Source organism: Aquimarina sp. KJ22-3, from assembly GCF_055808215.1.
The window spans coordinates 4519572-4531813 of record NZ_CM147859.1 but is presented as its reverse complement, the minus strand read 5'-3'; the positions used below and the strand labels follow the sequence as shown (position 1 = coordinate 4531813).

At 38.0% G+C, this 12242-nt stretch carries 10 protein-coding genes; all 10 read left to right on the top strand.

Annotated elements, in window-relative coordinates; all coding sequences use genetic code 11:
* The first annotated feature begins 22 nt into the window (after window positions 1-22).
* From AC0L3Q_RS20795 to AC0L3Q_RS20750, 10 genes are read left to right on the top strand one after another with little or no spacing between them, the layout of a single operon-like run.
* Window positions 23-1942, top strand: coding sequence for a phage tail sheath family protein (locus AC0L3Q_RS20795; RefSeq protein ID WP_473282548.1), 1920 nt, complete (start codon window positions 23-25; stop codon window positions 1940-1942).
* A gap of 38 nt (window positions 1943-1980) precedes the next feature.
* A complete protein-coding gene (locus AC0L3Q_RS20790) occupies window positions 1981-2424 on the top strand; it encodes a phage tail protein (protein ID WP_073319015.1) in 444 nt (147 codons plus the stop codon).
* 1 nt (window position 2425) lies between these two features.
* Window positions 2426-2869 carry a phage tail protein gene (locus AC0L3Q_RS20785; protein WP_073319012.1) on the top strand — a complete coding sequence of 148 codons (444 nt, stop codon included), beginning with the start codon at window positions 2426-2428 and terminating at the stop codon, window positions 2867-2869.
* Complete coding sequence (locus tag AC0L3Q_RS20780; protein WP_473282545.1) at window positions 2869-3030, top strand: DUF5908 family protein; 162 nt, start codon at window positions 2869-2871, stop codon at window positions 3028-3030. Before AC0L3Q_RS20785 ends, AC0L3Q_RS20780 begins: the two co-directional genes overlap by 1 nt.
* An 11-nt stretch (window positions 3031-3041) precedes the next feature.
* The gene (locus AC0L3Q_RS20775; RefSeq protein ID WP_473282543.1) at window positions 3042-3767 is read left to right on the top strand and encodes a CIS tube protein; all 726 of its coding nucleotides are present in this window, start codon (window positions 3042-3044) and stop codon (window positions 3765-3767) included.
* Window positions 3768-5513 (top strand): type VI secretion system tip protein VgrG, encoded by a 1746-nt coding sequence (vgrG, locus tag AC0L3Q_RS20770; protein ID WP_473282541.1) that lies wholly within the window; start codon window positions 3768-3770, stop codon window positions 5511-5513.
* A gap of 17 nt (window positions 5514-5530) precedes the next feature.
* Complete coding sequence (locus AC0L3Q_RS20765; RefSeq protein WP_473282540.1) at window positions 5531-5821, top strand: PAAR domain-containing protein; 291 nt, start codon at window positions 5531-5533, stop codon at window positions 5819-5821.
* Window position 5822: 1 nt separating this feature from the next.
* Window positions 5823-6233 carry a GPW/gp25 family protein gene (locus AC0L3Q_RS20760; RefSeq protein ID WP_473282538.1) on the top strand — a complete coding sequence of 137 codons (411 nt, stop codon included), beginning with the start codon at window positions 5823-5825 and terminating at the stop codon, window positions 6231-6233.
* A 16-nt stretch (window positions 6234-6249) separates the two neighbouring features.
* A complete protein-coding gene (locus AC0L3Q_RS20755; RefSeq protein ID WP_473282536.1) occupies window positions 6250-9471 on the top strand; it encodes a baseplate J/gp47 family protein in 3222 nt (1073 codons plus the stop codon).
* Complete coding sequence (locus tag AC0L3Q_RS20750) at window positions 9459-12242, top strand: hypothetical protein (protein ID WP_473282534.1); 2784 nt, start codon at window positions 9459-9461, stop codon at window positions 12240-12242. Before AC0L3Q_RS20755 ends, AC0L3Q_RS20750 begins: the two co-directional genes overlap by 13 nt.

Genomic DNA, 12242 nt, shown 5'->3' with positions numbered 1-12242 from the left:
ATACAAATTAAAATTCACAATTATGGCAACGTACAGCACACCAGGAGTTTACATTGAGGAAATCGCAAAGTTTCCCCCTTCTGTAGCTCAAGTAGAAACTGCTATCCCTGCTTTCATTGGGTATACTCAAAAAGCAACAAATAAAGCAGAGGGGGATCTTCACGAAATTCCAACACGTATTACTTCGATGTTAGAGTATGAAACATATTTTGGTTTTGCACAGTTGGAAAACAGTATTACTGTTGATGTTAAAGACGATGTTATTTCGATACCACCTTTAACCACCAAATCGCCTTTCCTTATGTATTACTCACTACAGTTGTACTTTGCTAATGGTGGAGGACCATGTTATATCATGTCTGTAGGACAATATGGGGAAGGTTCTGCGCCAGTTACCGCTGTTGCTTTGGGGTCAGAAACAACTCCAGGTTTGGCCAAAGGATTAAAATTGGTAGAAAAAGAAGATGAGCCTACATTACTGGTTTTTCCTGATGCTACCTCGCTTTCTAATAGTGGTGATTTCTACGGATTATACAATAGCGCTCTTACACAGTGTAACAAGTTACAGGATCGTTTTGCAATCATAGATACCTACGCTTATGATGATAGTACTCCTGTAGATGCAAATATTCAAGGGTTAAGAGATGGGATCAATCTGGAAAAAGATTTCATTAAATACGGTGCGGCTTACTATCCATTCGTAGAAACCATTTTGGATTATAACTATGATGAAAGTCAGGTAGATGTGACACAAACAGCTGCTGGTCCTGCAGATGTACAACAAGCTGCACAAGACATCTCTGATGATATAGATACAACGGTTGTAGATACCCTGGTTGCCGATTTAGGAACTATAGAAGGGGATATTGCTGCCGCAGGTGATGACGCTGCTGCTGTAGCTTTGGTACCAAGTCTACAGGCAAAAATCAATGAGGTTATTAGTTATATCAACGGACTAAAAAATAATTTGAATGCTGCTTTAGCAATAGGAAGAGCTGCTGGAGCCGCGGCAGAATCTAATGATTTGGATACCTGGATAACAGATGAGTTAGACCAAACGGTACTTGATCTTAATAAAAGTATTGATCGATTGAATGAGGATGATACGCAATCTAAAATCAACAATGAGATCTCTGTAAATCAACCAGGACTTTATGATACTTTAGGAATTCATTCTTCAAGTGCTGCAGGAGATGCTTTAAAAGCTAAAATTGATACACTTATCGCCTCTGGGCAACTATCCCTTCTTATCGCTGCACTACCAGCATCGAGTATTCCTGCAACTACAGTGAAATTGAATACTCTGGAAGCTTCGGATAACGCTTTATACAATAGAATTAAAGCAGAAATCGGACAAGTACCAGTAATTCTTCCACCAAGTAGTGGGATGGCTGGAGTATATGCAAGAGTAGATAATGCCAGAGGAGTTTGGAAAGCACCAGCAAATGTAGGAATGAACTATGTGATCAAGCCTACCATACATATTTCTCATGAAGATCAGGAAGACTTAAATGTTCACGGAACAGGAAAATCAATTAACGCCATCAGAACATTTACCGGTAAAGGAACCTTGGTTTGGGGAGCTAGAACTTTGGCGGGAAATGATAACGAATGGAGATATGTATCCGTACGTCGTTTTTTCAATATGGCCGAAGAGTCTATCAAAAAGGCGACAGAACAATTTGTTTTTGAACCTAATGATGCAAATACCTGGGTGAAGGTAAAAGCGATGATCACCAATTTCTTGAATTTACAATGGAGAGCAGGAGCCTTAACTGGTCCAACACCAGATAAAGCTTTTTATGTAAATGTAGGATTAGGTGAAACGATGACCGCTCAAGATATTCTTGAAGGGAATATGATCGTAGAAATAGGAATGGCAGTAGTACGTCCTGCAGAATTCATCATCCTTAAGTTCTCTCACAAAATGCAAGAGGCATAAATAACAAATCATCTTAATAATTTATAAAGTTTATAAACATGGCAACAACATATCCATTACCAAAGTTTCATTTTAGAGTGTCTTTCGGAGATTCAGAATTTAATTGTACCGAAGTTTCTGGATTGGATTTTGAAAGAGAAATGATCGAATATAGAGCAGGGGCAGATAACGAATATCATAAAACGAAGCAACCAGGGCTTTCAAAATATAGTAACATCACTATCAAAAGAGGAACCTTTGTAGAAACCAACAAAGAGTTTTATGAGCAGTGGGTAAAAACCGTGTATTTTCAAGAAGGAGAAGAGCAGTACAGAGGTGACTTAACGATCAGTTTGCTTGACGAAAAACACGAGCCCGTAGTAACTTGGAAAGCCGAACGTGCTTACATTACAAAAATTCAATCCACAGATTTAAAAGCGGACGGTAACGAGATTGCTATCGAGACGGCAGAATTTGTTCACGAGAAATTATCTCTAGTTTAATATGGCGGCTTACTATCCACCGGTTGGTTTTCATTTCAAAGTCGAATTTCAGGACATTGAAAACAGGACTAATGATCATCAGTTTCAGTCGGTTTCGGGTCTTTCTGTAGATCTTGAAACCGAAGAAATTGCTGAGGGTGGAGAAAATAGGTTTAAACATAAAATTCCGGTACGAACCAAATATCCCAATTTGGTTCTAAAAAGAGGACTTTTGATAGATTCTGGGTTAATTGAATGGTGTAAAAAAGCGATTGAAGATTTTGAAATTCAACCGATCAATCTCACCATCAAATTGCTCAACGAAAAGCATGAACCCTTATTAACATGGAATGTGGTACATGCCTATCCGGTAAAATGGACTGTAGAGGATTTTAATGCCGAGGAAAACAAGCTATCGATAGAGTCTTTGGAGCTTTCCTATAACTATTTTAAAACCATTACCTAATGCCAATAGAAATTAAAGAGTTGCATATCAAAATCAATGTTGATGAAAGTAGCAAAGGACAAAAATCAGTTGCCACTTTCGGAAAAGAAGAAAAATCTGCATTGATCGCATCTTGTGTAGAACAAGTGATGGATATTCTTGAAATGCGTGGAGAACGATAATCAGTGAACAAATGAGTGAAGGTAAATTACAGAAATTAGTGATACGCTGTTTCAAGGATGAACGCTTTCAGGAAGAGCTTTTGGATCTAAAGTATACAGCACTTTTAAATCCGGAAACCTATTCGTTTTCTTTTAAAGCCGATTATCAGGAAGAACAGGCTCAAGGAACCAGTGGTGATGATCCCAAATTTGTGAGATCACTGCCCGAAGACCTTACATTGGACTTTCTTTTTGACCGTACAGGGGTAATCATACACTATGGAGATGATCCTTTATCAAGTTCTGGAGATACGGTGTATAAGGATCAGGGAAATGGGATTATCGATGATCTGGATGCGTTCAAAAAAGCGGTATACGATTACAACGGAGATAAACATAAGCCCAATTATCTGATTATAACCTGGGGATCTTTGTCATTCAGGTGTTTTCTCACTTCGATGGATGTAGAGTACAAACTGTTCAAGTCAGACGGTACTCCACTTAGAGCGATGGTAAAAGCTACTTTCAAAAGATTTATTGAAGCCGAAGAACGAGTAGCAGAAGAGAATAACAACTCGCCTGACCTTACCCACTATCGAGTAGTAAAAGCAGGAGATACACTTCCTTTGATGACGTATCGAATCTATGGGGACCCAAAGTACTATCTCGAGGTCGCAAGAGTAAACAATATTAGCAATTTTAGAAAATTGAAGGTAGGACAAGAATTGTTTTTTCCTCCATTACAAAAACAGTCTTAAATGAATAATAGCGGTGTCATACAAACTTCTCAAAGCGCAGATCTTGTTACTTTCAAGATATTGATGGATGGACAAGAGCTTTCCAAGAAATATCAGGTACAAAGTATTGTTGTCGATAAAGAGGTAAATAGAATACCAACCGCAAAGCTGGTGATTAACGATGGTGACCCATCCGCAAGAGATTTTCCACTGAGCAACGAGGATTTTTTGATCCCAGGTAAAGAAGTGGAGATTACAGCAGGGTACCATTCTGATGAAGCTACGATTTTCAAAGGAATCATCATCAAACATAATCTTAGGATTCGTCCTAAAAGCAATCAGCTAATCATAGAATGCAGAGATGAGGCTGTTAAACTGACGGTAGGTAGAAAAAGCAAATATTTTTACGATAGTGCCGATAGCGATATTTTTGAAGAGATCATCGGGACATATGGACTTGGTAATGATGTTGAAGCAACAACACATACACATACAGAATTAGTGCAGTACAATGCCTCAGATTGGGATTTTATCATGTCTAGAGCACAAGCCAATGGTAAAATCTGTATCGTTGATGACGGCGAAATCAAGATTGCTGCACCAGATCTTGGCCAGGAAGAAATTGAAACCATAACTTTTGGAGCAAGTATGTTGGATTTTGATGCCGAGATTGACGCGAGACATCAAATCAGTAAAGTATCTTCTTACGCTTGGAATTATGCAGATCAAGAGCTCCTGGAAATAGAAGCCAACGATCCTGCGGTTTCTCTCAATGGTAATTTGAGTGCTTCAGACCTTGCAGATACCATAGGAGTAGAAAATGTAGAACTTAGGCATGGGGGTGCGGTAACGGATTCTGAGCTGCAAAACTGGGCCGATGCCAAATGGTTATTTCAACAATTAGCTAAAATTAGAGGCCGGGTCAAATTTCAAGGCATACCAGATGTAAAACCTAATACCATTCTAAAGCTGGAAGGTGTAGGAGACCGTTTTAATGGCAAAATATTTGTGAGCGGAGTACGCCATTCTATTACCGAAGGTAACTGGACCGTAGATGCACAATTTGGTTTGGATCCCAAATGGTTTTCTGAAACCTACGAGATCGATATGAAACCAGCGTCTGGATTATTACCGGCTATACAAGGACTTCAAATAGGTGTGGTTTCTCAATTACAAGACGACCCCGATGGAGAAGAAAGAATTTTAGTACAACTACCGATTGTAAATAACGAAGAACAAGGAATTTGGTGCCGGATAGCATCCCTGGATGCGGGAGATAGTAGAGGTGCCTTTTTTCGGCCAGAAATAGAAGACGAAGTAATTGTTGGATTTATTAATCAGGATCCAAATGATGCTGTTGTTTTGGGAATGCTACATAGTAGCGCCAAACCAGCCCCCATTACAGCAAGTGATGACAATCACGAAAAAGGCTTTGTAACACGTAGTGAGATGAAAGTACTTTTTGATGATGATAAAAAGACCTTGAATATCACCACTCCTGCTGGAAAAAGAATTGCGCTCGATGAGGATGAAGGTACGATTATCGTAGAAGACGAAAACTCGAATGTGATTACTATCGATAGCGCCGGTATTTTGATGGAAAGTGCTGGGAATATAGAAATTAAAGCCTCTGGCGATGTAAATATTGAAGGAACCAATGTAAATCTTACTGCAAGTGCCTCTTTCAAGGCAGAAGGTTCTGCCGGAGCTGAAGTGTCCTCTGGCGCAACTGCGGTATTAAAAGGGTCATTGGTTCAAATTAATTAATAGAAAAATTTAAAAATATGCCACCAGCTGCAAGAGTAAATGATATGCATGTTTGCCCAATGGTCAACCCAGGAGGTGCCCCACATGTGGGAGGTCCGATCCTTCCTCCGGGAGAACCTACTGTTTTAATCGCAGGGATGCCAGCCGCTAGAGTTGGAGATATGGCTACATGTAGCGGTCCCCCGGATAATATTGTAGCCGGCTCAGGAACAGTATTGATTGGAGGTATGCCCGCCGCAAGAATGGGAGATTCCACCGCACATGGAGGTACCATCGTGGTAGGAGAACCAACAGTTTTGATAGGATAATATGGAAAATAAAAAGTCATTTTTAGGAATTGGTTGGAGCTTTCCGCCAGAGTTTAATAGAGATGCTGCTGCAGTAAAAATGATCTCAGACGAAGAGGATATCCAAAGTAGTCTTGAGATTTTGCTCACTACACGTTTAGGAGAACGAATAATGGTTCCGCAGTACGGCTGCAATTTGGATGAACTCCTATTCGAAAACCTAAGTAGAACATTGATCACTTATGTTTCCGAATTGATCAAAAGCGCTATTCTCTATCACGAACCTAGAATCGATGTAAATCGAATTGATATTTCCGAAAGCGATGTCCTGCAAGGCGAATTGTTTATAAAAGTAGAATATACGGTAAGAGCCACCAATTCAAGAAATAATGTGGTGTTCCCATTCTACTTAGAAGAAGGAACTGATATTTAATTATTAAAGCAAAACAATGTCAGAAAACTGTGAATATATAGATAGTATTTTAAGAAGAAACGGAAGAGATCAACAACAACGTTTCAACAAAGCCTTGAGTCCAGATAGTTTGAAACTTCATGATTTGGATATCGAAGATTGGATTTTGTTTGCTTATAATTTTGCCAAAAACGTAAACTATTTTAACCTCGATAACGATCAGGTGCCTTCTGGAAATTGGCAGGATTTATTTCGTTATTTCGATTTTAATGAAAATACGATCCCAAGACGAGGAGAGAGTGCTTATCAAAAACTAAAAGAAGAAATAACCAACACGCTTGCAGATCAGGAAAAGGATAGTAGAGTCACTCCTCATTTCACTTTGTTTATCTGTTTTTTAAGGTTATTGACTTTTTCACAAGATAGATTCAATGGTCTTACCAAAAGGCACTTAGACTTTTATTTTCAAGAGATCCTACAAGTAGATAAACTATCTCCTGAAGCAGATAAGGTGCATTTGCTTTTTGAAATCGCCAAAAAAAGTGCAAGTGAGCGGATCAAAGAAAACACAGAATTAGATGGTGGAAAAGATCAAAATGGGGTTAAGCGTATTTATAAAACTTCAGAAGAGCTTGTTGCGAATAAGGCAAGTATCGCGTTTCTGAAAAATATTTATAACCATCAAGAAGCGCAAACAAATCCCGAAAATGGAACGATTACCAATCTAAGAGAGCTGAAAGCTGCAGATATAGCAAATTCTTTTGATGGGATAGGAGGTGATTTTCCTGAAGGACAGGTTGATTGGTGGCCATTCGGATATCCGTCGACCATAGATACATATCCCCCTTTGCCCGATGCAAAAACAGGCTTTAGTCTTTCTTCTACCTTGTTCGAGCTCCAAGAAGGGATTCGTGACCTAACTATAACAGTCGATTATCAACGACCGCCTGCTGCAGGACCAGATGATCCACAACCTATTATACAATTGCCTTCAGAAACTTTTTCTTTTGAATCTTTAAATGAGAATATAAGAGTCTATTGTACCGGAGAGAAGGGGTGGCTGGGTCCTTATGAGTTGAGCAGCGAGTCGATTTTGCTACAAAATCAAATGATTTTGAAATTTCAAATAGTCTTAGATGAACCTGCTGTGGTAGCCTACCATAAAGAAACTCATTTAGAAGATTACCATACAGATCGACCAGTAATTCGTTTTTTGATTGATCAGTCCACTGAAGCGGGATATGATATCAATCGTAGACTGGCACTTAATACATTAACCAAAATAAAAGTAGATATAGCTGTAGAAGAAGTTACATCACTAGTATTAGAAAATGATACTGGAGTGATCAATGCAAAAAAACCTTTTTACCCTTTTACCACTGATCCAATCAAGAGATCGAACTTTACCATAGATTACCCCGAAGTCTTTAAAAAACCATGGACAAGCATTGATTTTAACATCGTATGGAAAGATACTCCAGAAGTCAGTTTTACTGATCAATATGCAAATTATGGTGTATCGGTAGATGACAATTATTTTACTGCAACCAAGGCAATTTTTGATAGAGGAGCCTTCAAAACTATCGGAACTTCGGTAGATTTATTTACAGCTCAAAGTGGAGTGTATGTCGCTGATATACCTTTTACAAATACAGGGTATGAATTAGATAGAAATGGTCCTTTACGATTATCACTCAATACTTCTTTTTTACAGGAAATATACCCAACAAAATATGCTTTAGCAATTTCTAAAGAGGTACTTACACCAACGACTAGCCCAAATGTGCCTCCTATTCCTAAAGAGCCTTATATCCCTTTGATTGAAACGATAACAATGAAGTATAGTGCTTCTACAGAAACAACACTACAGTTGATAGAAGCTACCAGACCTGGTGAAGTTATCGATGAGGAAACTCAGAAAAACGGGTACGAAAATAACCTAATTACCCTATTTCATGAAGCTCCCTTTGGGCAATTCGAAGAACATGAATATCTAAAACAGCAAGTTTTAGTGAAAAACGGGCAAGATCCAGCAAATAATACTGGTTTTTTGACCAATTATTTGGTGCCGCAACATTGTAGGGGAGGATCCTTGTTTATAGGTCTAGACAATGTAGAGATCGGACAACAAATTTCATTACTCATTCAGGTTTTGGAAGGGAGTGAAAACCCATTAACCATTTCTTTTGAAGGGAATGAGAAGGTAGAATGGTCGATTTTATGCGATAATCACTGGAAAAACCTACAAAACGATATCGTTAAAAATAGCACCGATAATTTATTGAACTCGGGAATACTTCGGTTTGGCGTCCCAAAACAAGCAACTACAGAAAATACGAGATTGCCTAGAGGATATATCTGGCTACGGGCTCGAATTCATAAAAATTATGACGCGATAAGTAAAGTAAAATCGATACACACACAGGCAATTTTGGCCGAGTTTGAAGATCGAGGTAATGAATTATCGCATTTGGAACAAGGATTACCAGATGGCAGTATCAGTAAACTAGTAACCAGAGTTCCTCAGATTAAAGGGATCACACAACCATATAATTCTTTTGATGGAAAAGCAGAAGAATCTGATGATGCGTATTACCGAAGAATTAGTGAACGACTTCGCCATAAAAACAGAGCCATAACCTTATGGGATTATGAGAGTTTGGTATTGCAAGAGTTTCCAGAAATCTATCAGGTAAAGTGTTTAAATCACTCTAGTACTTCTTCCTTTTTATCCCCGGGAGATGTTACTTTGGTGGTGATTCCGGATACAATTAATAAGAATGTCTTTGATATTTTTCAGCCTAGAGTGAGTAGAGCAACTTTGAATAAAGTAAGTGCTTACATCAATAAACTCAATTCTATGCATGTCAACACTGAAGTCATTAACCCAAGTTATGAAGAGGTTAGAATTTCGCTTTCGGTCAAGTTTTATGACCAATTTGATGAGAATTTTTACATCAAACAACTTAGTGAAGATATTACTCAATTTTTATCCCCTTGGGCGTTCGATACTTCCAGAAGTATAGACTTTGGGGTCACACTGCATCGCAGTGTACTTATTGATTACTTAGAAAAATTATTCTATGTGGATTATTTGCAGGATGTAGTAATGCGTAAGGACGGGGAAGTATTTCTAACGAGTATCGAACCTTCGAATCCCGCTTCAATTTTGGTTTCGGCCAAAGAGCATTCAGTAGATACCAACATAAACAAGTGTAACCAAGAAGAAGAAAAAGCAATAGACACATGTCAGGTATAGATCTCAATATAAATATTCCAAAAAATGTATCTTCAGAAGACGATCTGGATTTCTATTTTCTTCGAAAAAAGGGAATAGAATACATTTCACAACTCGGAGGTAAACTATGGACAGATTATAATTCTCATGATCCGGGGATTACCATGTTAGAAATGTTGTCATATGCCATTTCTGATCTTGGGATGAGGATTAATATGCCTATTGAAAACTTATTGGTAGGTGAAGAAAAAGATAAAAGTTTAGAAACTCAATTTTTCAAACCTGCAGATATTTTTCCTTCCAAAGCAGTTACAGCACTAGACTACAGAAAGATTTTTATAGATATCCCAGGGATAAAAAACTGCTGGCTTAGTAAGTTTGAGAAGCAGGTGTTTTTGGATTGTAAAAAGGATAGACTCACCTACAACAAAGCAGATATTGATCTTACAGGAATTGATGCCAGATCTACTTCCGAATTTATCAAGGAGTTTACACTGAAAGGATTATACAATATTACACTTGAATATGATGATGACTTCTTAGAAGAAGGCACGGAGAAGCTGTCTAAGCAAAAGAAAGAAGAACGGATACAGGTCAAAAAAGAAATTTTGATGGAGCAGGTAAGAACTACCTATCATCAAAATCGAAACTTATGCGAAGACTTGATTGATCTTTCTGAAGTGGCATTGCATCCGATTTCGGTATGCGCAAGTATAGAAGTGGAAAATGAAGCAGATGAAGAATTGATACATGCCAAAGTTTTATTGGCTATTGATAACTATTTTTCTCCTACCTTAAACTTCTACTCTATTCAACAAATGTTGGATAAAGGGTATACTACAGATCAAATTTTTGAAGGTCCAGTACTTAATAGAGGATTTATTGATACCAAAGAGCTTGAAGATGCTAATTTGAGAACTGAGGTAAGACTTTCGGATATCATAACACTAATCATGAATATCGAAGGTGTAAAATTTGTAAAGGAAATCTCTGTAGGAAATTGTGATGGTAACACAGCCGAATCCAACGAGTGGATTATTTGTGTAGATGATGGAAAAAAACCTGTGTTATGTGATAAAAGTGTGATCAATTACAACAAAGGATTTTTACCACTTAATCTCAATCAGGCTCAGGTAGCAGCATATCTAGACGAGCTTAAGCCCGAAGAAACACTGATTTTGGACCAGGAGTTATCCTTTCCAGAAGGACAATATTTTGATAATGCTTCGTATACTACCATACAAAATGATTTTCCGGATACTTACGGTATTGGGATAGATGGATTACCAACCAGAGCCACCACCGATCGAAAATCACAAGCAAAACAACTTAAAGGATATTTGTTGTTTTTTGATAAGATATTAGCAAGTTACTTTCAGCATTTGGGAAAAGTAAAGGAATTGTTATCCGTAAGTGGAGTTTCGGAAAACACCTATTTTACTCAAGCGATAAAGGATGTGGCTGGATTTGAAGATTTGGTGAATAATTACAATACCAATAATGATGATGAACTTACCAATGCATTATTTAAAGAAATAGACAACAATGTTGAACGCAGAAATCAGATTCTCGACCATCTTTTGGCACGTTTTGCAGAGCGCTTTAGCGAATACACCTTCTTAATGAAAACACTTTATGGAGATGCAACAGGAGAGGTTGTACTGCGAAATAAAGAAGCATTTTTGAGAGATTATAAAGTAATCAGTCAAGAGCGGGGTAATGCATTTAATTACTACAAGCAACCAGCAGTAAATCTGTGGAATACCGATAATGTGTCTGGGACTCAAAAGCGATTGGCACGTTTACTAGGAATCAAAGACTACAACCGAAGAAACATCTCCAACTCCTATATCAATATTAAAACTGATGTGGATGATAACGATTGCACCGTATTTCGATGGGAAATATTGGATACCAAAGGAAATCCAATATTGCGATCTACCGAGAACTATAATTCTAAAACCGCAGCAATTAATGAGCTTCATTTTTCAGTATTGTTACTTATTGAGACCAGCAAATACGACTTGGAAGAAGCTTTTTCTAAAACGATAAAGGACGACACCGACGTAGATCATATCAAGCTTAATAAATCAGAAAACACCGGAGTGTATTCCTTTAGTGTCATTAATCCTGAGTTTCCGCCATCAAGTACTAAGAGAATCACAGCGATACATTCCAGATTTTATGATACTCAAGAAGAGTTTAGAGATGGGATTTTTGAGACCCTTAGTTTCTTCGAAAACGATTTTACCGAAGAGGGATTGTTTTTGGTGGAGCATATCCTACTAAGACCTGACGTAAAGCAGCTTGATGCTCACGAAAAGAGTTTCATTCCCGTTTGTGCAGATACTTGCGACAATTGTGAGCCGACAGATCCATATTCGTATCGCGTAAGTATCATACTTCCGGGATACACGTATCGATTTGCAGATACAGATTTCAGAAATTATATGGAAAATGTAATCAAACAAGAAATTCCAGCCCATGTAGTGGCTAGAATTTGCTGGGTTGGACATAGAAAAGATGAAGTACCTGACGAGGAGAATGGATTATACCGATTAGAACAGGCTTATAAGGCCTTTTTGGAAGCCAAAACATTAAATACAGGAGAAGAAGAAATGAGATATACCGATGAAGATACAGGAGAGGAAACCTCTAAGCTAGAAACCTTTGTAGATAGTTTATTCAGTCTACAGACATTATATCCGGCAGGCCGCCTGATTGATTGCGAAAATGATGATGATATTGATGGTCAGATCATTTTGGGTAGAACGACATTAGGAACGCTATAA